Origin of the sequence: Pseudidiomarina salinarum, assembly GCF_000753715.1 — a bacterium.
GTDB classification, from domain to species: domain Bacteria; phylum Pseudomonadota; class Gammaproteobacteria; order Enterobacterales; family Alteromonadaceae; genus Pseudidiomarina; species Pseudidiomarina salinarum.
The window spans coordinates 235,712-257,772 of the sequence record NZ_JPER01000001.1; the positions used below are offsets into that span (position 1 = coordinate 235,712).

18 protein-coding genes are annotated in these 22,061 nt (G+C 47.1%); 13 read left to right on the plus strand and 5 right to left on the minus strand.

Going from position 1 to position 22,061, the window contains the following annotated elements:
• The 13 genes from pseG (at position 1) to cpsG (ending at position 14,016) form a co-directional block, all read left to right on the plus strand.
• A complete protein-coding gene (gene pseG / locus IDSA_RS01095; protein ID WP_051985983.1) occupies positions 1–1,101 on the plus strand; it encodes a UDP-2,4-diacetamido-2,4,6-trideoxy-beta-L-altropyranose hydrolase in 1,101 nt (366 codons plus the stop codon).
• A complete protein-coding gene (locus IDSA_RS01100; protein ID WP_034773657.1) occupies positions 1,088–1,741 on the plus strand; it encodes a formyl transferase in 654 nt (217 codons plus the stop codon). Before pseG ends, IDSA_RS01100 begins: the two co-directional genes overlap by 14 nt.
• Before the next feature lie 104 nt (positions 1,742–1,845).
• A complete protein-coding gene (locus IDSA_RS01105) occupies positions 1,846–2,106 on the plus strand; it encodes an acyl carrier protein (protein WP_034773666.1) in 261 nt (86 codons plus the stop codon).
• A gap of 3 nt (positions 2,107–2,109) precedes the next feature.
• Positions 2,110–3,432 carry an AMP-binding protein gene (locus IDSA_RS01110; protein ID WP_051985984.1) on the plus strand — a complete coding sequence of 441 codons (1,323 nt, stop codon included), beginning with the start codon at positions 2,110–2,112 and terminating at the stop codon, positions 3,430–3,432.
• Positions 3,433–3,437: 5 nt separating this feature from the next.
• Positions 3,438–4,160 (plus strand): SDR family NAD(P)-dependent oxidoreductase, encoded by a 723-nt coding sequence (locus IDSA_RS01115; protein ID WP_126760543.1) that lies wholly within the window; start codon positions 3,438–3,440, stop codon positions 4,158–4,160.
• Positions 4,157–4,942, plus strand: a complete 786-nt coding sequence (locus tag IDSA_RS01120) for a GNAT family protein (RefSeq protein ID WP_034773668.1) — start codon at positions 4,157–4,159, stop codon at positions 4,940–4,942. The genes IDSA_RS01115 and IDSA_RS01120 overlap by 4 nt, the downstream gene beginning before the upstream one ends.
• Positions 4,939–5,991 carry a pseudaminic acid synthase gene (gene pseI, locus IDSA_RS01125; protein ID WP_034773670.1) on the plus strand — a complete coding sequence of 351 codons (1,053 nt, stop codon included), beginning with the start codon at positions 4,939–4,941 and terminating at the stop codon, positions 5,989–5,991. Before IDSA_RS01120 ends, pseI begins: the two co-directional genes overlap by 4 nt.
• Positions 5,988–6,665: a PIG-L deacetylase family protein gene (locus tag IDSA_RS01130; protein ID WP_034773671.1), complete on the plus strand. Its 678-nt coding sequence runs from the start codon at positions 5,988–5,990 to the stop codon at positions 6,663–6,665. Before pseI ends, IDSA_RS01130 begins: the two co-directional genes overlap by 4 nt.
• A 981-nt stretch (positions 6,666–7,646) precedes the next feature.
• Positions 7,647–9,059 carry a capsular polysaccharide export protein, LipB/KpsS family gene (locus tag IDSA_RS01135; protein ID WP_034773673.1) on the plus strand — a complete coding sequence of 471 codons (1,413 nt, stop codon included), beginning with the start codon at positions 7,647–7,649 and terminating at the stop codon, positions 9,057–9,059.
• 38 nt (positions 9,060–9,097) lie between these two features.
• The gene (locus IDSA_RS01140; protein ID WP_051985985.1) at positions 9,098–9,886 is read left to right on the plus strand and encodes a polysaccharide pyruvyl transferase family protein; all 789 of its coding nucleotides are present in this window, start codon (positions 9,098–9,100) and stop codon (positions 9,884–9,886) included.
• A 57-nt stretch (positions 9,887–9,943) separates the two neighbouring features.
• A complete protein-coding gene (locus tag IDSA_RS01145; RefSeq protein ID WP_034773676.1) occupies positions 9,944–10,951 on the plus strand; it encodes a hypothetical protein in 1,008 nt (335 codons plus the stop codon).
• Between the two features lie 267 nt (positions 10,952–11,218).
• Positions 11,219–12,625 (plus strand): mannose-1-phosphate guanylyltransferase/mannose-6-phosphate isomerase, encoded by a 1,407-nt coding sequence (locus IDSA_RS01150; RefSeq protein ID WP_269623028.1) that lies wholly within the window; start codon positions 11,219–11,221, stop codon positions 12,623–12,625.
• A 14-nt stretch (positions 12,626–12,639) separates the two neighbouring features.
• Positions 12,640–14,016, plus strand: a complete 1,377-nt coding sequence (cpsG, locus tag IDSA_RS01155) for a phosphomannomutase CpsG (protein ID WP_034773678.1) — start codon at positions 12,640–12,642, stop codon at positions 14,014–14,016.
• Between the two features lie 441 nt (positions 14,017–14,457).
• On the opposite strand, the gene cysN is transcribed toward cpsG, so the two are convergent.
• The 5 genes from cysN to IDSA_RS01180 all read right to left on the minus strand — a co-directional run bounded on the left by cysN (position 14,458) and on the right by IDSA_RS01180 (position 21,991).
• Positions 14,458–16,326, minus strand: coding sequence for a sulfate adenylyltransferase subunit CysN (gene cysN, locus IDSA_RS01160; protein ID WP_051985986.1), 1,869 nt, complete (start codon positions 16,324–16,326; stop codon positions 14,458–14,460).
• Positions 16,326–17,222, minus strand: a complete 897-nt coding sequence (gene cysD / locus IDSA_RS01165) for a sulfate adenylyltransferase subunit CysD (RefSeq protein ID WP_034773682.1) — start codon at positions 17,220–17,222, stop codon at positions 16,326–16,328. The genes cysN and cysD overlap by 1 nt, the downstream gene beginning before the upstream one ends.
• Before the next feature lie 192 nt (positions 17,223–17,414).
• The gene (locus IDSA_RS01170) at positions 17,415–18,692 is read right to left on the minus strand and encodes a tetratricopeptide repeat-containing sulfotransferase family protein (RefSeq protein ID WP_051985987.1); all 1,278 of its coding nucleotides are present in this window, start codon (positions 18,690–18,692) and stop codon (positions 17,415–17,417) included.
• The gene (locus IDSA_RS01175; protein ID WP_034773684.1) at positions 18,676–21,108 is read right to left on the minus strand and encodes a TonB-dependent receptor; all 2,433 of its coding nucleotides are present in this window, start codon (positions 21,106–21,108) and stop codon (positions 18,676–18,678) included. The genes IDSA_RS01170 and IDSA_RS01175 overlap by 17 nt, the downstream gene beginning before the upstream one ends.
• Before the next feature lie 34 nt (positions 21,109–21,142).
• Positions 21,143–21,991 (minus strand): carbon-nitrogen hydrolase family protein, encoded by an 849-nt coding sequence (locus IDSA_RS01180; RefSeq protein ID WP_034773686.1) that lies wholly within the window; start codon positions 21,989–21,991, stop codon positions 21,143–21,145.
• Between the last annotated feature and the right edge of the window lie 70 nt (positions 21,992–22,061).

Here is a 22,061-nt window from a genome sequence, read left to right on the forward strand (position 1 = left end):
ATGAAGTTATTGGTGCGAGTGGACTCCTCTGCCCGTATCGGATCCGGACATGTCATGCGTTGTTTAACGTTGGCTCGCAAACTTACTTCAAAAGGTGCTGAGATTGCGTTTTGTTGTAGACCCTTCCCCGGAAACTTAATTGATTTAATCGCCTCTGAATTTCCTGTCTATAGACTTTCGCCAGGAGCTAATCATGAGAACGAGCCTGATGAAAGTTGCTGGTTGGGGGGATCTCAAGCGGAGGATGCGAGCCAAACCAGAATGCTGATCCAGCAACATGGTTACGATGCAGTCCTAGTGGATCATTATTCTATTGATTCGAATTGGGAAAGCGAAATAAAGCCATTAGTGAACTGTCTCGCAGTGATTGATGACTTGGCAAATCGGCCTCACCATGCTGATATTTTGCTCGATCAGACTCTGGGGAGAAAACCGTCGCATTATCACTCTTTGGTGCCTAAAAAAACTCGCCTGCTATGTGGCGTTGAATATGCATTGTTGAGAGATGAGTTTTTTCAGATGCGAGAGAAGTTTCCAGAGCGTATTCCAAGAAAAGAAGTGGATCATATTTTAATTACATTTGGTGGGGCTGATATCAATAACCTGACTGAGCTGGCCATCGAAGGGCTAATGCATAGTGGAAGCTTTTTAACTGCGAAAGTTGAAGTAATTGTTGGAGCAAGCAATCCTCATATTGAATCGATTAAGAGTGCTCTTGCTCGCTTAGAGCAGAAAAGCAGCTGTGAAATGGGTATTACAGATATGGCTCAACGGATGGTAAGGGCCGATTTATGTATTGGTGCTGCAGGCTCTACTTCATGGGAACGATGTGTGTTGGGGCTACCTACCTTGATGGCAGTGCAGGCTCAAAACCAAGCGTTTATCACCGAGCAGTTGGCAAAAGAAGATGCGGTTATCGTACTGGATAAATTTCATTTTTCCTCGTCGTTAGCGCAAGCGCTGAATAACTTGGAGGCGCGACCTGATATGTTGGTTAGGTTATCAGTTAACAGTTCTAAATTGTGTGACGGATTGGGATCACAACGGGTCGCCGAGACAGTAAAAGCGATGTATGAAAGGGAATATTATGAAGCGCGTTAACGTGCTTGTCGACAATGAATCCTGGATACTTCCTTATGCGGAGATATTGGTTAGGGATCTTAAAGAACGGAAGATTGACGCACTTCTTTGTAGAAGCGCTGCTTCACTAAGTGAGGGGTGGATTACTTTCTTACTTGGTTGCACAAAGCTTATATCAGAAAAGGATTTGAAGAAATCTCAACATAATCTTGTGGTGCATGAAAGTGCACTACCGAAAGGTAAAGGATTTGCTCCGGTTGCCTGGCAGATTCTTGAAGGCGCTCATGAAATTCCGGTAAGTTTAATTGAAGCTCTGCCCAACAAAGCGGATGCTGGCAACATCTGGTTGCAGGACTCGATATATCTTAAGGGAACAGAGCTTTGCTCTGAATGGAGGAGGTTACAGGGCGAATGTTCAATCTGCTTGTGTTTAAAAGCGGTTGATGATTATCAAAATATTAAGCCCGTTAAACAGCAAGGTGAAGAAACATTTTATCCAAGGAGAACTCCCATAGATAGCGAGCTAAACGTGCATGACTCCTTGTCTTCACAGTTTAACTTGTTGCGCGTTGTTGATAATCAACATTATCCTGCTTTTTTTTATCATGATGGCAAAAAATATGTTTTAAAAATAGAGCAGGCTGATATCGAAGATGACTGATTGAAGTTCCACTAAGCAAACTGCTTTGTAACTTCGAAGGACGATATTTTTCTCCGTGTATGATAAAAATAGTAGTTTGAATTAATTTTGATGTAGGTGAGTATATGAATGATCTTAGACAAAAAATAACTGTACAGTTCCATGAAACACTGGATGCGACAGACTCAAAACTGTTAGTTGATGAGTTAAAAGATGACACGGTTCTTTTAGATAGTGGCTTAGACTCTTTAGGTTTTGCAATTTTAGTCGCTCGATTAGAGGAAGAGTTAGAATTTGATCCGTTTGTCGAAATGGAAGATGCAGTTTACCCGGTTACCTTTGGTGACTTTATTGCGATTTACGAGCGCAGAGAAGCGCAGGAGTAAGTAGTGGCGTTGGAGGATTTCGTAACGAGGATTAAAGACAAGCGAACTCTCTGGGCGACTAGCGAGAGACGATTCAGTGCCGATGATATCTATGAAAAGGTAACTGAACTACGCAAAAATAAGTTTATATCTAGAAATGCAAGGGTCGTAGTTGCTTGTGAGGATCCAGTTGAATGCATACTATGGATGATAGCATTAGATAACCGTGTGGATTCTGCCTTTCTTGTTCCTGCAAGCTTAAAAAGTAATGCTGATGACTATCAACGATTGATAAATGAGTTCCAATATACGCATATAATTCAAGATGAAATCGAACAAAATGTCGAAAAAGAATTAACCGGAGAGAATGCATTTATCAGTACTCGGTGGGTTATAGCAACCTCAGGTACCACTGGGATACCTAAACTTATATCTCATACAACTGAAACTCTTACAAAAACAAGTAAGCATGATACTGACCGGGGCAAAGACTTTATCTGGGGCCTGGTCTATGATCCTTTAAGGTTTGCTGGGCTTCAGGTTGTTTTGCAATCGCTTGCCAGCGGCTCCTGCCTAGTTTTTTTGAATGTTAACGCAGCGATTAAGCATCAAGCTATTGAAATGGTTGAACATAGAGTGAACGCACTTTCTGCGACGCCAAGTTACTGGCGAAAGCTTCTTATGTCAGCTGAATTAAAAAAACATGAGTTTAAACAGATTACATTAGGCGGTGAGCCAACCGATCAAGCCGTGCTTACTGCTTTAAAATCGAACTTCCCATCGTCACGTATCGCTCATATCTACGCATCAACTGAAGCTGGAGTTGGTTTTTCCGTAACCGACGGACTGGCAGGCTTCCCATTAGATTATATAACTGATGGGGTAAATGGTAATAGAATAAAAATAGGTCTTAATGGGACGTTACTTATTAAACCTAATGGCTTTGTGCCAGAAATGGTTAATGGAGCTTGCCTACAAGACGATGATGGGTATATAGATACTGGAGACCTCGTTGAACAGACCGCAGATAGAGTTTTTTTCTTGGGCCGAGACTCAGGCGCAATTAATGTTGGTGGCAACAAAGTTATACCAGAAGAAGTCGAATCAGTTATAAGATCAGTTCCTGGAGTAGAAGAAGCGTTAGTAAAAGCGAAGCGCAGTGGCATGATGGGAAGCCTTGTAGTGGCTGACGTGAGGGCGTGTTCATATATTGCGGACACGACGACCCTAAAAACAGAAATTATAATACGATGCAAGGCTGAGTTAGATTCGTATAAGGTGCCAGTAATGATCCGGTTTGTCGAAGAAATCGCATCTAATTCTGCGGGTAAAGTTCTAAGGAATTAATAATAATTATGGATACAGTATTAGTAACGGGCGGAACAAAAGGTTTAGGTTTTTCAATCTCCAAAAAGCTCGTTAGCCAAGGTTACCGAGTGATTGTTGTTGGTCGGAAAAGTTCTGAAGAATGTCAAAATTGGCTGAAGTCGGAGGAAGGCGCCGCTTTTGAACCGTTTGATTTCCAAGAAACGTCAAAAATACATGAGTTCTGTCAGTTAATTACTAAGAAGTATGGTCGCTTGTATGGAGTCGTCAATAATGCAGCCCTTGGCTTAGATGGCGTTTTAGCAACCATGCATGAATCTGAAATATCAAAAGTTATAAAGGTTAACGTCGAAGCTCCTATCTTATTGACGAAATATTTGTTGAGGCCGATGCTGATTAATCGTCGGGGGCGAGTTATTAATATCTCATCAATTATTGGCAGTACAGGTTTTAATGGACTAGCCGTTTATGGTGCTACAAAAGCCGCTTTAAACGGATTTACAAAGTCTCTTTCCCGGGAAGTTGGGAAAGCCGGTATAACAGTTAATAGCGTTGCGCCGGGATATATGGCTACTAGTATGACCGAAGGTCTTGAAGGAGATAAGTTAGCGTCTATAAAACGCCGAAGCCCTTTAGGGGAACTAGTTAATGTTGATGATGTCGCTAGTATAGTCAATTACCTGATGTCGGAAGAAGCTAAGATGATTACTGGGACAATTGTTACTGTTGATGCGGGTAGTACAGCATGAGCTTTACAGTTAGACAAGCCAGCAGAGCTGACGCTGAAGGTGTTGTAGCACTATTTTCAGAAGACGGTAACCCTCATAACTGGGATATCGGTAAATGGGAACGTTACTATATAGATTACACGGAAGGCAATGTTGTCGCCTTTATAGTTGAATCTGAAAGTAAAATTATAGGTCATTACGGGCTGTTCCCGGTCAGAATAGGTAAGCATGCGGTATACATGGGCGCACATGCGCATGTATCTTCTTCTCATCGCGGCTTGGCGGTTATCTCAGCTTTAATGTCGGCACTTGATAAATTTTGTATAGATAATAACATTCCTTTTATAGTGGGGTTTGCGAACCCCAATTTTACTATTGTTAAAACTAAGCTATTTAAATGGACCACGCCTTTTTTTGCTTCCTTTGTGAGAAAATCGGAACTCTCTCTTTCAGACTTTGTGGATCGGCCCCTTCGTTTTAATTATTCTGCTGCGTGGTTAAAATGGCGTTTTGGCGAAGATACTGCTCCAGTAGTGAGTAAATATCAAAAACAGAACGACTCCACAGTCTATCAACTTCTTTTCACTACGGACGATTTTAAAGCTGCTAATTACGGGCTTCCGGAAGTTGAATGTTGGAGTCCCGACGGTTATTTGGAAGAGACGGGTGAGGAGTTTGCGCAACCGTTTTCGATAAAAATTTATGACAAAAGATGGCGAGGTGCCGACCTAATGGATCCTGACAACTGGTACATTCAGATGGGAGATTCAGACACTTTTATTTATAAGGCTTTAAAAGCATGAAAGAAATACGTATAGGCAATCATTTAGTTGGCGATCAATACCCACCATTTATCATTGCAGAAATGTCTGGGAATCATAATCAATCACTAGATAGAGCTATGGAGCTGGTTGAAGCCGCCGCAAAAACTGGAGTTCACGCTCTTAAATTACAAACAGCAACTCCCGATGGGCTCACATTAAATATTAAGTCGCCAGACTTTCTTATAGATGATCCCGATAGCCCTTGGTTTGGGCGGAACCTCTATGAATTATATCAACAGGCGGTGACTCCTCGGGAATTTCATAAGCCAATTTTCGAACGATGTAATGAGCTGGGCCTTACGGTGTTTAGTTCACCGTTTGAGTTGGGAGCAGTCGACTTCTTGGAAGAATTAAATGTTCCCTGTTATAAAATTGCTTCTTTCGAGCTAGTCGATATACCACTAATACGAAAAGTAGCTGCAACCGGTAAGCCAATTATTATGTCTACAGGAATGGCTACTGTGGCAGATATCCATAATGCCGTTGATGCAGCCAAAAAAGTGGGTAATGAAAACATTATTTTATTGAAGTGTACTTCAAGCTATCCAGCGACAGCATTAGACGCGAATATCTCGACCATCCCCCATATGAGAGACATGTTCGGACTTCAAGTTGGCCTGTCAGATCATACGTTAGGTATAGGTGTACCATGCGCTGCCGCCGCTATAGGGGCAACAGTAATAGAAAAACACTTTACGCTTAATCGAGATGAAGGAGGAGTTGATTCCTCTTTTTCATTGGAGCCTGATGAATTTGCGTTGTTAGTAAGAGAAAGTAAGCAATCTTGGGAAAGCGTCGGCCATGTTATCTATGGTGGTGCTGAGGTAGAAAAAAAGTCACTAAAGTTTAGACGCTCCCTTTACGTCGCGAAAGACATAACTAAAGGTGAGGTTTTAACGGCAGAAAATCTAAGAATTGTCAGGCCGGGGTATGGATTACTTCCAAAAAATATCGATATTCTGTTAGGGATGAAAGTGAATCGAGATATTAGAGCTGGTACAGCTATGAAGTGGGAATATATTGGATGAGTAAGATTGTTTTAGTCATAGCGGCTCATCCCGATGATGAGGCGATTGGTTGCGGCGGAACAATCGCGCGTCATATAAACGAAGGGGATGCCGTCTACGCGCTATTTATGACAAATGGTGTCGACGCTCGTCAGCGTACCTTTAGCAGGGATGCTGAAATTAGGAATGAAGCAGCGGAAGCGGCGAAAGATGCGTTAGGCGTCAAAGAATATTTCTATAACGATTTTCCGGATAATCAATTAGATAATGTTGCTTTGCTTGATATAATTCAATCGATCGAAAAAGTGATATCTAAATTGCAGCCGCAAGTGGTTTATACTCATCATAACGGTGATTTGAACATAGATCATAGACGTACTCATGAAGCTGTTATGACTGCTTGCCGTCCGCAACCTGACTTTTGTGTGAGAGAAATCTATGCGTTTGAGGTTCTCTCTGCGACAGAGTGGAATACTCCTTCTTTTCAACCTTTTACTCCAAATCACTTTGTTGATATTACCCCTTATATAGAAATTAAAATGAATGGAATCGAAGCCTATTCTTTAGAAATGAGGAATACTCCACACTCGAGAAGCAAAGAGCATCTAGAGGCTATAGCTAAACATAGAGGGAATTCTGTTGGTTTTTGCGCGGCAGAAGCATTTATGGTAGTTCGCTGTTTGAGAGGATGTTGAAAGCTATTAGTACATTTCTGAATTGGAAACATAACTAAAAGACTGAGGTGGATCTAATGGACACCTCCTCGAATGGTACACCAAAATGTATTATCGCTCATACGGAGTCGGATAGGCCGTGGATTTACGAGAGCAACCGAAAAAGTGGCAGAACCTAGGACTTATGGTCCTGATGGGTGTGACGCTCGGAACAAAATCTAACCGGGCACGTCAAGACCGGGGTTACCCGTCAAAAGTAAAGAGCGGGTTTATAATGAAGCACTGGCTGATTCTAACGCTGGCTGCAGCCCATTAGGTCCTGGGCGTGTTTTTAAAGTGTTAGAAAAAGCGTCTGCGTAAGTAGGGTGGACATAATAGATCTTATCAACATGAGGTACTTGAGCAGTGAGTTCGCTATAGTGACTGCTAAATTGATACCGTCCTCGGCAAGCGCCGAACTAGCCGTGCTGCCAAATTGTAACGTATTTCGCCGTCTTAAGATTACGAAAAAACTAACGAGTAAACATACTCAATCAGGTGCTCAGGCAGCGATACAATATTTGTTAAGACTTAATTTTATAAGTTCATGGCAGACATGCGTCTGCAGGCCTCGAGATGGCCCTAAAGAGTTTGAAGATGACCTTAGTTCGGAGATCGATACATTCCAGATTATATCGGTCGGCCCTCCCCGGGAAAAATTATGCTTCTTGCTGTGGCAGGCGCGACCAACGCACTTATTTACGGACCACAGGTACGCACAATTATCCACGTATCTGAAGCTCCTTAATCTAAGGACCGGACAACTAGTTGCCTTTTAATCAGTCAAAGATAATTTGGAAAAACCAGTCACAACTCGTAGTGACCGAGTGTTGTGTCAATTATTGATTCCAATCATAACTTATACTCATTAAAAGTATGTTATTAAATAAAAGCTGGCGTGTGCAAAGCGACATGCGCTGGGTGAATTAATTATTATTTTGGAAGGCCAGAAAGGTTCCTTTTATGAAAAAAGTAGTGTTTAGTTTTTCTAAGTTACCAATAGATTTATTCGTAAAAATGAACCGTGGGCTGCATGAGGTTGGATATGAGGTTGTTGCAATAGCATCACACGATTACGATCCTGAAATCGAAAAAAATACGGGATCAAAAATAACTTGGTATAGTTGGAATTCTTATAATCAAGGCCTTGACTGGACGGCCAACGTAAATTATTCGTTATTCCAGAAGTTAATAAATAATAAATATTCCACGATACTTCCTATGTTCGAAAGGTACGGCCCTTTCAACACTGGGACTATGGATGTCGAGCTCAGAATGTTATATGACTTTTCGGTTGCCGAGTTAATAATAAAAAAACACCAACCAGATATTATAATTTTTTCTAAGCAGCCAGAGAGTGGTTTAGAATATTTCCTCTATTTACTTGCTAAAGAATATTCAATTGAGGTCCGATTAACGCGATTTGGGCTATTCACTCATTCTAGGGTAGTTACAAGTGATATTGAAGCTCCCGTGGTGGCAGCTAATGGTGAAATAAGCCATAATATTTATAAGCTTTCTTCAACTATAAGCGAAGTTTCACCGCTCACCAAGAAGTATATTAACGAGATAACTAAGCTGGACCAGAATTATATCCCTCCATATGAAAAAAATAAGGTAAACGGCGTTACGATATTAAAAGCCACTTCGACATTGATTAAATCGATTCAGTCTCCGAGGAAATTTGCTAGTTACGTTATTAATCGAAACTCCGGCCCAATTTTTAAACGCGCTTTGTATAAGAGTTATCTGCGTAGGATATCCGCAGTTTCAGATATTAGTTCGCCCTCAATATATTTTCCTCTTCATTATCAGCCTGAACTAACGACCATGCCTCTCGGATATGAATATGTAAATCAAATAAAGGCGATTAAACTACTTTCCGATAAGCTACCAGATAATGCAACGATATATGTGAAAGAGCATCCTAGCGTATTCTCAGAAAGCAGCAAGGTAAATAAAGCTTTCAGGCCCTATAACTACTATGAATGGTTGGCAAGGATCCCAAAGGTTAAATTGGTTGACCTTTCAGTTTCATCGTTGCGACTCCAAATTGATACTAACGCAACAGCTTGTATAACAGGCAGCGCCGGATTGGAGTCAATGCTTAGAGGCAAACCGGTGATAATATTTGGGGCGGCAGCTTATGAGAATGCGCCCGGTGTGTTTAAATTTGAAGATCTTCCAGAAAATATTGATCTGGATGAGCTGTTACGTTTTAACCAAGAGCGCTTTGCGGAAGTAGATTCGTTTGTTGAGGCCTTTGAGTCCGTAAGCTATCAGTTTGGTGAGCCCCCCACCTCTCCTGATGCAATGTCAATGTGGATGCAAAACAGTTATGTTAGAGCTATATTGGCTTCATTTAAAAATGTATAACTAGGAATTCGTGATGACGAAAAGATGGTTTGACGTTTATGGTTAGAGTAATTAATTGGAACCCCAGGAAAACCTTGTTTAAAAGGAACGCGAGATTTAGCGTAAAAACACTTAAACGAGTGAATAACTTCGGTGATTTGATTGGTCCATTGCTCGTAAAAAATATTTTACGAGAAAAGGGAATGACTAATACTGGAAACTATTTATTCAGTAAGCGGCTACTAACGGTAGGTTCAATTCTTCACTTTGCAAAGGATCGAGACACGATTTGGGGAACCGGAAAGAACGGAAAGATAGCAGAGCGCTTACATAGGTTTAAAAATCTTGATGTCAGGGCGGTGAGGGGTCCGTTAACGCGTGAATTTCTAATTAAAAAAGGAATTGAATGTCCAGAAATATACGGTGACCCCGCTTTATTGTTGCCGCAGCTGCTCGATGAGTTTAGACATAAGCCTTATAGTAAAAAATATGATCTGACTATTATACCCAACCTAAATGATTTATCGCTGTTCGAGAAGTATAGCGACAACTTAGTCGACCCCTGTGGGGAATTTTTTTCTATTATTGCACGTATAGCTCAAAGTAAGTTTGTTGTCGGTTCTTCCCTACACGCAATTGTTGTCGCTGAGAGTTTTGGGATACCTGCTAGATTGATCCAAGGATTTTCCGAGTCGCCGTTTAAGTACGAAGACTATTATCTTGGCACTGGAAGATCTAGCTATAAGCCAGCTAAGAATCTCATGTCAGCTATAGAGATGGGAGGGGAGTCCAAGGCTATATTTGATTCAAAAGTGCTTTTAAAATCTTTTCCAATCGATATTTATTAGTTTTATTTTTGGAAGCGCGAGGATGTTTACCTTTTTCTTCAATAATTTGTGGGTGCTATGGGTGATAATGTGGAAGTTGTCTATTTCCCGAAAGATAGTGGTGCTAATAAATATGTCGCCATTAATAAATCGATAATATCTAGTTTAGAGCGTTTTTATATGGACGACGATGTCGGACTTCGGGACTTTTTTAACGTTACTTTGCTTTTGAAGCGGCGATTTAATAAGACTGTAGTTATTGTGAACTGGCTCGAAAATTTGATAAAGTCAAGAAGTGGCAAACTATCGATGCTTGGTGTTTTCAAATACTTTTTGGCTATATTTGTAATAAAAATTCATGGTGCCAGGCTGGTCTACGTCCGCCATAATTTTTATCCGCATGGTATGCGGCATCGGTCTTCTAAATTAGCGCAGCGCCTGACTAATTTTGGACAGTGGTTTGCTGATAGGAAGGTCTCGCTTTCGCCGCACTTAAAAAGCTCGGGCTATTTTTATTTGCCCCATCCGCTGTACAATAACTGCGCTCCATCGGAGTATGGAGAAAATGAGCTTGATTATTATGTTATATTTGGACGCATTGAACGCTATAAAAATATAGATAGAGTTATAAAGGAATGGGCCTCGCCGAATCGACTGATTATTGCAGGCTCATCGGACGATGGCGCTTATCTTTCTGAAATAAAAGCGTTGACTGATGGGAAGAATATTAGGGTAATATCTAATAATTTATCGGATTTAGAGGCAGCGCAACTCGTAAAATATTCTTCAGGGCTAATAATTTCTCACTCTCACCCTAACACTATAGTAAGTGGAAGCTTCTTTTTTGGTGCCAGTTGTGGAGTGCGTATATTTGCCCTTGAAACAGACTTTTTCAGGTTTCTGGTCGATAAAAACAGCTATCAGGGTTTGGTATTAGCTTCTTCAATAATCGAGATAAGTAATGAAATCGTAAGGATTGAGCGGTCCGAGGCAAAAATAGATCATAATCAGTTGTATGACGAAGCAGCGTTGCATTTTGGCGATTCAAAAGTAGCTAGTAGCTGGTCAGAAATATTAACTTTCTAACCACGCGATGCTCGGCGAGCGGTCGTTTTTATCCGTACTAAATAATAATTATCTGCAATATAGCTTTTCGCACACTAGCTAAAGTAATTGGATAGAAAGCTCTATATGCTGATAAAAGCGATTGCAATATGCGTGGTTGAATCTATGAAACTGTTACTAAATATACTATTTAGATATGTATAGAGATTCGATAAGTATTTTCCTGGTAAGCGACTATTATTAAAACATTCTCGATTCTTACCTTACTTTAGCGAGAAGGAAAACAAAGTGATTTTACCGGTAATTATGGCGGGCGGCAGCGGTAGCCGTTTATGGCCGTTGTCTCGTGCATTGTACCCGAAGCAATTTTTAAGGCTAAATGGTTCAGGCTCTATGTTGCAGAATACGATTACACGTTTGCAGGGCCTTGAATGTGCTGACCCGATGCTTATTTGTAATGAAGAACATCGATTTATTGCTGCCGAGCAGTTGCGAGAATTAGGCGAGCTGAATCACAATATCATTCTGGAACCAGCAGGCCGTAATACCGCCCCTGCGATTGCATTGGCGGCATTTGCCGCTATTGGGCAAGGAAATGACCCGGTGATGTTGGTACTGGCTGCTGATCATATTATCCAACATGCAGAAGTTTTCCGGGAATCGGTAAGAAAAGCGTTGCGGTTCGCCGAACAGGATAAATTGGTTACCTTTGGCATAGTGCCCACGGGTCCCGAAACCGGATATGGATATATTGAACGCGGTGTTGATCAGGGCGCAGGCGGTTTTGATGTCGCACGTTTCGTCGAGAAACCGGATGAAGACACCGCGCTAGAATATATCGACAGCGGTGAATTTTATTGGAATAGCGGTATGTTTATGTTTAAAGCCAGCCGTTATTTAAAAGAGCTGAAGTCTCATCGTCCGGATATTTACAAGGCTTGCGAAGAGGCGATGATGGACTTGAACAGCGATTTAGATTTTGTTCGGGTGAACAAAGAGGCTTTTTTAAATTGTCCGGAAGATTCGGTAGACTACGCAGTAATGGAGAAGACAAAGGATGCCATTGTCGTTCCTATGGATGCGGGCTGGAACGACGTTGGTTCGTGGTCCTCTCTGTGGGAGGTTAGTGACAAAGATGATAGCGGCAATGTGCACCACGGGGATGTAATGTCGCACAATTCGTACAATAATTATGTTTTTGCGGAAACAGGTATGGTCGCCACCGTCGGCATCGATGATGTAGTCGTAGTACAAACAAAAGATGCTGTACTTGTCGTCAAAAAAGACCAAGTTCAGGATGTAAAAAAAATCGTTGAAGCACTAAAACGTGATAATCGTACCGAATTTCAGCTACATCGTGAAGTGTATCGCCCATGGGGCAAATACGATTGTATCGACAACGGAGCACGCTACCAGGTCAAACGCATTACGGTTAAGCCGGGTGAAAAACTCTCAATACAGATGCACCACCACCGTGCTGAACACTGGGTCGTGGTTTCTGGTACCGCCAATGTCACTCTTGACGATGAAACCACAATGGTCACTGAAAACGAATCGGTTTATATCCCAATAGGGAGTGTTCATAGTTTAGAGAATCCGGGTAAAATTCCGCTTGATTTAATCGAGGTGCAGAGTGGTGCTTATTTAGGCGAAGATGACATTGTGCGGTTTGATGATTGGTACGGGCGATCTTAGGTAAAAATAAGAGAATGAGTGAATTAACCTGCTTTAAAGCATACGATATTCGTGGTCAGTTGGGTGCGGAACTTAATGAAGATATCGCTTACCGCATTGGCCGTGCTTATGGAGAATTTTTGAAGCCCCAAACTGTTGTTGTGGGCGGCGATGTACGCTTAACTTCTGAAGAACTAAAGATGGCGTTATCCTGTGGTCTGCGCGATAGCGGCGTTGATGTGTTAGATATTGGTCTCTCAGGAACGGAAGAGGTTTACTTTGCTACGTCACACTTAGGTGTTGATGGCGGCGTGGAAGTTACAGCCAGTCATAACCCTATGGATTATAATGGCATGAAGTTAGTGGGTAAAGGTTCGCGACCCATTAGCAGCGATACCGGTTTAACAGAAATAAAACGGCTAGCTGAAGAAAATGTGTTTTCGCCTGTTGATGAAATTAGGCGTGGGTCTTATGAGAAAGTAAATGTTTTGGATGCTTATATAGCGCATTTAATGACATATATTGACGTTAAGAAGCTTAATCCAATTAAATTGGTTATTAACTCTGGTAACGGCGCTGCAGGCCACGTCGTAGACGCCCTGGAAGCCAAATTCGATCAACTTTTGTTGCCTGTAGAGCTGATAAAAGTACACCACGAGCCTGATGGTACCTTTCCTAATGGCATTCCAAACCCATTACTGCCGGAAAATCGCCAAGATACGGTTGCGGCGGTTTTAAAGCATAACGCCGATATGGGCATAGCCTTTGATGGCGACTTCGACCGCTGTTTTTTGTTTGATCACGAAGGTGGTTTTATTGAAGGGTATTACATTGTCGGCTTGCTTGCCGAAGCTTTTTTGGAAAAAGAGCGAGGCGCTAAAATCATTCACGACCCGCGCTTAACCTGGAACACCATAGACTTGGTCAAAAAAGCTGGCGGAGAGCCGATTATGTCGAAAACCGGTCATGCTTTTATCAAAGAACGTATGCGTAAAGAAGATGCGGTTTATGGTGGCGAGATGAGTGCTCATCATTACTTCCGCGACTTCGCTTATTGCGATAGTGGTATGATTCCTTGGTTGCTTTTGATAGAACTTGTTTCTAAAAAAGGGATGACGCTTAAGCAACTTGTTGAACAACGCATGGCTGCTTACCCTTCGCCCGGCGAGATCAACAGTAAACTTAATGATGCTAAAGCTGCGATCAAACGAGTTCGAGAAGCTTATGAACCGCACGCACTTAGCGTAGATATAACAGACGGCATAAGTCTTGAGTTTGAAAACTGGCGTTTTAACTTACGTTGCTCTAATACTGAGCCTGTGGTGCGATTAAATATTGAGACCCGCGCAAATGAGGCGCTGATGCGTGCTAAAACAGATGAAATATTGTCGTTGCTGAGAAAAGTAGATTGAAAAAATCCATTAACTAAAAGCACTTGCTCGAAGCTTGCTGTATTTACTAGTTAAAATTTATGCTGACTGGATAAAGTTAAGTAATTTTCTGATCGGAAGGTTCAATCGCTTTTGATATTTGGGAGCTGCATATCGGCGCTCATGCGCAAGTCTCTGCCATAACTTCGCTTCAATTTGTTAGCATGCCCGACCGGCGCCATGCCGAGAGGAAGCGTAAGGAGCCTGCGCCGGATATCTTCATTTGCGCATAGAAAAATCCTTCATGTTCGTTTGACGGGACTTTTTTTTATAATTGACTGAATATTATTTCCCAGGTAGTAACTTGTGGTTCGCTGTAGGGCTAAATCTCGCGAGAATAAGTCGCGATGAGATCAAAATTATATCCGTCGCGCGTTGCGTCTGACTGCTCTCTCATTGTAGAGCATCAATAATGCACTGACATTACTGCTTCTTAAACGGCACTTGATTAAGCAAATACTCAAAAACCACCCGCGCCGCATCCTCCACACTCATCTCCTCAGTACGAATATGAATGTCTGGCTTCTCAGGCGCCTCGTAGGGCGATGAGATGCCGGTGAACTGGCGGATTTCGCCTTTGCGCGCCTTGGCGTAGAGGCCTTTCACATCACGCTGCTCACACACCTCCAGCGGCGTATCTACAAACACCTCAATAAACTGCCCCTCTGGCAATAGCTCGCGCACCAGCTGACGGTCTTCCCGGAACGGCGAGATAAAGGCCGCCAGGGTAATGAGTCCGGCATCGCTGAACAGCTTCGCGACTTCGCCAATGCGCCGGATGTTCTCGCGCCGGTCACTTTCCCTAAAACTCAAATCCCTGTTTAATCCCTGCCGCATGGTATCGCCATCCAGCAGATAGCTGTGCTTGTTGTGCGCGGTCAGCAGCTCATCGAGGGCGCTGGCGATGCTGGACTTGCCTGAACCGGAAAGCCCCGTGAACCAGATTACTGCCGGCTGCTGCTGTTTTTGCTCGGCGCGTTTAGCGGCGCTGATCCGCGGTGGCTGCGGGTGCAGGTTATTCGCAGCTTGCTCCGGCGCTTGTCGTTGCGCGAGCGCAGGACTGGTGGCCAGCGGCTGTTCAATTAGGCCGGCGCCCACAGTGGCATTGGTCATGCGGTCAATCAGGATAAAGGCGCCGGTCCGGCGGTTCTTCTTGTAGCGATCAAACACCAGCGGCTGATGCAGGCCAAAATCCACCAGGCCGATTTCATTAAGCTGCAGCTCATCGGTGGCTTGTTCGGCGAAGGTGTGCACGTCGATGCGATGATGGATCTTCTCCGGCCAGGCGCGCAGTTCCTGGCTGGTGGATTTAAGTAAGTAGTCACTATCGCGGTTCATCGGTGTCGGGCTTAGCCATACTATCCGGGCGCGCAACCGGTCACTCATCTGGGCGAGGCTGCTGGTATTGACCAGCATATCGCCGCGGCTGACGTCCACTTTGTCATTCAGGGTAAGGGTAACGGCCTGGCCAGCTTCGGCTTGGGGCAGCTCGCCGTCGAAGGTGGTGATGCTGTCGATGCTGCTGATAACGCCTGATGGCATGACCCGGATGGCATCGCCCTTGCGGATGCGGCCTGATGCGATGGTACCGGCGTAACCACGGAAGTCTGCATGAGGACGGTTGACCCACTGCACCGGAAAGCGGAAGTCTTTATCGTTGCGGCTGCGATCGATGTGCGCCCGCTCAAGGTAGTCCAGCAGGGTGCGGCCGCGGAACCAGGGCGTATTCGGGCTTTTATTGACGATATTGTCGCCGTGCAGGGCCGAGACCGGCACAAAGTGGATGTCCGGGATCTCCAGCTGCGCTGCAACCTGCAGGTAGTCCTGCTGAATGGCTTTGTAGCGGGCCTGGTCAAAGCCGAATAAATCCAGCTTATTGATGGCGACGATCACATTGCGGATACCCAGCAGGCTGACGATGAAGCTGTGCCGGCGCGTTTGTGCCTGTACGCCGTGCTGGGCGTCGATCAGTATCACCGCCAGATCGCTGGTGCTGGCGCCGGTGGCCATATTGCGGGTGTACTGCTCGTGGCCGGGCACATCGGCGATGATGAACTTGCGCTTGCTGCTGGCGAAATAGCGGTAGGCCACATCAATGGTAATGCCTTGCTCGCGCTCGGCCTGCAGGCCATCGGTGATGTGGGCGAGGTTGGTGGCGTTTATGTCTTTTCTGACGTCATCAAATAAGCCGTCGGCGTCATGCAGCAGACGCCCGATAAGGGTGGATTTGCCGTCATCGACGCTGCCACAGGTGATAAAGCGGAGTAGGTCCTGAGTCGCGTGTTCTGCCATCAGAAGTACCCCTCGGTTTTTTTCTTTTCCATGCTGGCCTGGGCGTCTTTGTCGATCAGGCGGTCACTGCGCTCGCTGCGGCGGGTTGCCTTGAGTTCTTCAATGATTTTATCCAGGCTATCGGCGTCCGACTCAATCGCGCCGGTGAGCGGATAACAGCCCAGCGTACGGAAGCGTACCTTCATCTCCGTCACTTTTTCGCCTTCCTCCAGCACCATACGATCATCGTCCTGCATGATCAGGGTCTGCCCTCTTTTAACGATTGGTCGCGGTTTGACGAAATACAGCTCAGGGATGGCGATTTGCTCCTGTGCGATGTACTGCCAGATATCCAGTTCGGTCCAGTTACTGAGCGGAAATACGCGGATACTTTCGCCTTTATGGATGTGGCCGTTGTACAGGTTCCAGAGCTCAGGTCGCTGATTACGCGGGTCCCAGCGCTGGTTCTTGTCGCGGAATGAGTAGATGCGTTCTTTGGCGCGGGACATTTCTTCATCACGCCGGGCGCCACCGAAAGCGGCGTCGAACTGATGCTGGCTGAGCGCCTGCCGTAGTGCCTGGGTTTTCATGATATCGGTGTAAGTGGCCTGGTCCATTGAAAAGGGGCTGACCTTGTTCTGGCGGCCGGTTTCGTTGGTGTGCACGATAAGTTGCAGCTGGTGTTCGGCGGCCATACGGTCGCGAAAGGCGATCATCTCGCGGAATTTCCAGCCGGTATCAATATGCAGCAGCGGAAAGGGCACGGGGCCGGGCGCAAAGGCTTTGCGCGCAAGGTGCAGCAGCACGGATGAATCTTTGCCGACAGAATAGAGCAATACCGGCTTCTGAAACTCCGCCATCACTTCACGAAAAATATGTATCGCCTCGGCTTCCAGGCGCTGCAGGTGGGTCAGCATGGCTTAGCGCGTCCGATGTTATTGTTGTTAGGTGATTGTATCCCGAGCAGGGCGCGTTTGGTAGCCCGTGGTTCTACCACGGGGTGTGCCTGACGATATAAGTGATGTGCGTGGTGATATGAGCGATGTTCATGATGATATGAGCGATGTGCGTGATGGCGGGTTTTACCCGTGGTAGAACCACGGGCTACGTCAATACGTCAATTCCTTCAAATGCTCTAGGTAATGTTCGGCGAGGCCGACGGAGCGGCTGTGCAGCGGCTGGCGGATCTGGCTGGCGCTGCCGGTGGTGCTGGCGGCTTTGTTGGCTTTGTGGAAATCGAGCACCTCAGGCGACCAGTTCAGGCCACAGTGCGCAAAGGCGCGCCGGGATTCCTGCTCTGGGTTCGCCACGAGTTCTTCGTAGTCGATGGTGCAGATCCGCTCCGGCCATTGTTCGCTCCAATGGTCCATTAGCCTTGCGCTGGCATCGTAATACTGGCTGATTTCAGCTAAGTCGTACGACCAGGGGTAAGCCTGGGCGAACAGATGCTTGTACATGGCATAGCCGTGGTCGAGCTTGTTGCGGCGCACATAGATAATTCTGGCCCGGGGCAGGGCGGCGGCAATAAAACCGACGTTCAGCAGGTTCAGTGGCAGCTTATCCACCACGTGCGTGGTGCCGGCCGGTAATGCCGGTAGCTGGCCCAGATAGTGATGACCTACTTCGGCCATATCCAGCATGGAAGTTGCCTCAACCATCTCAGCACGGGATGCCGGAGGGGTATTCAGCTTCGCTTTCAGGCTGCGGCCGATGGCCTGGGGGAACTGATTCAGCTCACCGGCCAGATGCACGCCCGGGGCACAGCCGAGCATACGCTCGAGCAGGGTTGAGCCGGCCCGCGGCAAGCTCACCACAAACACAGGGGTAGGGCTTCTTTCAGTGAGCCCCTGTTCAGCCGTGGCTGGTTTCGATGGCTTCTGAACCTTGAGCAGCGCCTCAAAAGTGGCAAGATCGTCATCGATCTTATAGTTGAGATGCTGCCGGCGCAGCGAAGCACCACGCTTTAAGGCAGCAAAGGATTCATCATAGCGGCCCAAATCCTCAAGCTCTTTAGCCAGCGCATAACAAAGATGCACTACAGCCTTCGGCGAAGGTTTATCCAAAGCCTCCAGCTGCGCTAGCTGCTTCTGCAACGCGGCAACATGGTTATCTTCAGCACTCCACCTGCGCAAGCCACTACGCAACTGCAACGCCTCAAAATCATCAGGCCGCAACGCAATGGCGCGATCCAGCATCTCCTCAGCAAGACCAAGCTCACCGACAATGCGCAGCATGGCGCCGTAGTTAAATAACAGGGTAGGGTCAGACGGCGCAAGCTGCAGCGCCTGTTGGTACAGGGCCGCAGCTTGTTGATAGTCTTGTTGGCGGCTGCAGCGCAGGGCTGCGGCCGCCAGGTCGGCAACGGTCAGGTTACCAGCCGAATTCATAGGTGAATTGCAGGCCGATGGTGCGTGGCTGGCTGATGTATTGTTTCGAGCTGTTGCCATAGAAGTTCTCGGCCGGATCGGTTCCCATATAGGCCTCCGATAGTACCCCGGTCACCCCCTCTTCGTTAAATATATTCTTCACAAACAGGGTTACTTTCCAGTCGTCGGCGTTCAGCGTGGTGCTGGCATTGGCGATCCAGAAGCTCGGTAAATCCATATCGAACTTCGGATTATCGCCCAGCGCGTTGCGCGAGTCGGACTGATAGTACAGGTTGGCGTTGCTCGACAAATACATGCCACCGGCGACGTCCATGGTGTGGCTGAGGCTACCGGTGAAGGTATGCTCGGCCATGCTGGGTAGTTGCTCGCCGGCTTCTGCGTACACATAGCTCGACGGGCTCGCGGCGTTACCTGATGGCACCACTAAATCTTTGGTAAGCTCGGCATCGACCCAGGAATACCCCAGTGAGTAACGCACACTGTCGGTTAAAAAGCCGCCGAATTCAGCTTCCAGGCCCTGACTGCGGGCTGCTTCGCCGTTAACCGCGGCATAAAAGCCCCAGTTGGGTGTGGCAATATTCAGCTGCGGATCATCCCAGTCCATGCGAAATACGGTAACTGAGTAGTTGTGCCGATTGACTGAGCCTTTGAGGCCGGTTTCGTAGTTCACTACGCTGTCGGCATCGTAGCGCAGGTAAGCCGGGTTCTCGGCAAAGCCGCCGGTAATAGGCACGGCGCTGGTACCACCGCGGCGATAACCTTCCGAGATAGTGGCGTACCACATCATGTCATTTGACAGATCGTACGACATGTTGAGTTTGAACAGGGTGCCGTCGTCGTCAAAATCCGAGGTGACCAGCGACGCGCCGGGATAAATTGGCAGTTCAATCGAAGTGTTGTTGCTCACCTCGTTCTGGAAATACCGCATACCTAAGGTAGTGCGAAATTCCGGTGAGATATTCCAGGTCACTTCACCGTATACGGATTTGTCGGTGACCGAGCCGTTGTCGCGGTAGCGGAAATCCTGATTGGTCAGGGTGCCGCCCCAGCTCTCCAGGGTGTCGTCAAAGCCGCTGGCCTGGGCCCAATCAACAAAGCCCGGCATCAGGCTGTCCTGACCGGCAGCGGTTTCCTGGTCCAGATAGAAGGCGCCGACAATCCAGTCAAATGTCTGGCTGCCGTTAGACACTAAGCGCAGTTCCTGGCTGAAGCCTGACTCTTCATAGAAGCGGTTGGCGATGGCCAGAGGCCGCGGGCTGCCGCCGTAGTACCAGGCGAACCAGTTGTTCTGGGCGTAAAAGCCGGTGTTGTCGCTGGTAGAAGTACCATCGTGGTCATAATCAGAACTGCTGGACGATAAAGTCGCAAAGCCCAGATCCCATTCCAGCTCCAGTGCGGTGGTTTGCACGTTGCGCTCGCTGGGCTCGCGGTGCACTGCACCGTTTTCGTATTCGCCGTATGGCTGCTCGGTACCGTCGACCCAATGGGTGCCGGTGGTGACCTGGCGGCGGCCGCCGATATCGTCATCCTGGAAATGATGGGACAGCAGGGCGCTGAAATCCTGTGAGGGTTCCCACAGTACGCTGACCCGGCCGTAATTGATGTTGACGGTGTCGGCATCTTCGACTGAGCGAAATACCGGATCACCGTTGGCAATATCGCCGCCTTCAGCCACAGGTGCGCCCTGGGCGTTGAGTTCGTACACGTTGGGGTAATCGACGATGCCGGCATTATCGATGCGGCCAAAGAAGGCCCGCGCCGCCACTGTGCTGCTTAACGGCTGGTTCACCAGCACGTCGTAGTTCTGGTTAAAGCCGTCCGAGCCTTCGCTCTGGCTTAAGCTAGCCGAGACCTTGGCATAACCGGCGTAAAAATCCGGGCGGTTCAGGCGGTAGCGTACGGTACCTGCCAGCGAGCCGGAGCCATATAAGGTGCCTTGCGGGCCGCGCAGGATCTCCACCGCGTCGATATCTTTGAGGATAAAGTTGGCAAACAGCGGCGTGTCATTCACATAGGTGCTGACCGTGGGTACGGCGTTTAAGGCGAAATCGCCGTTACCGGCGGAATCCACGTTCATGCCGCGAATCACGATGTTGTTAATAACGCCGGAGTTACGGTAGCCGCGATCGACTACGGTAATGCCCGGCGTGGCGCGCATTACATCAATGCTGTCGATGATCTGGCGGTTTTCCAGCTCTTCACCCGACACCACCGAGATATTATAAGGGATCTCATTGACGGTCTGGTTGCGGCGCGTGGCGGTAACCGTGATGCGCTCTACCGTTTCATCAGTCGCCTGCGTTTCAGCGGCGGCTTCCTGAGCATACAGCTGGGCGTTCATCAGTAGCGCTGAGCTCACGGCCAGCGCTAAAGGTGCTTTTTTAAATGTCATTTTGGTTCTGTTTATATGGCTCATCAGGATTCCCCTGTTGTTATTCATTATGTCAGGTTTAATTCGATTTGGGTTTGCTCAGTGGACCTAATGCGTCAAGGGCCGCTGAGCGCTGGCCTTGATACTGCGAAAATGTGACCCGGGTATCGCGAAAACTTTTCAGTGGCTGCCCCAGGCTGTGCCAACCCTGCTCGCGCACCCGGCGCAGGTAGTCCAGGTCGATGTCGATGACGATCGCTTCCTGGTTGCCACCGGCCTGGTGAATGACTTCGCCACCGGGGCCGGCAATAATCGAGCGGCCTACACCCAGCGGGCTGGCGGAGTTGATATCCAGCATGTAGCACTGATTGGTGGCAGCGCTGGCGCGGGCGATGGCCAGTTCGGTGTCGCGGTCGATGGTGTTGGTGAGCGTTGGATGCAGGATCACTTCAGCGCCCTGCCAGGCCAGCGCCCGGGTAGTTTCCGGAAACCACATGTCGTAACAAATCGAGATGCCGAATACGCCTACACCCGGTACGGTGAAGGTTTGCGGCTCATGGCCGGCAGAGATGCCTTCTTCGTAGGGCAGAAACGGATAGATTTTGCGGTAGCGGCAGGCGACCTCGCCTTCGGGGGTATATACCGAGCTGGTGTTGTAGATGTGGTCGCCGTCGCGTTCAAACAGCGAACCGTTACACAACCACACACCGGCTTCGCGGGCCAGTTGCTGAAAATTGTCGTCGGTCTGATTAGGGAAGTCGGCGGCAAAGCGCGGCGCCGGGCCAAAGGTAGCCAGTTCCGGTAGCAGGATCATCGCCACATTCGGATAACGGCGCTTGGTCGCCAGTACCTGGTTTTTGATTGTACTGAAGTTGTCTTCGCTGGCCGATAAGCTGAGTTGCAGGCCGGCGATGGTGAATACACTCATGAGATGCTCCATTACCTGAGTTGTCATCAAGGTTAGAAGCGCAACTGGCTTGCGGACAGAGCCAGTTCAG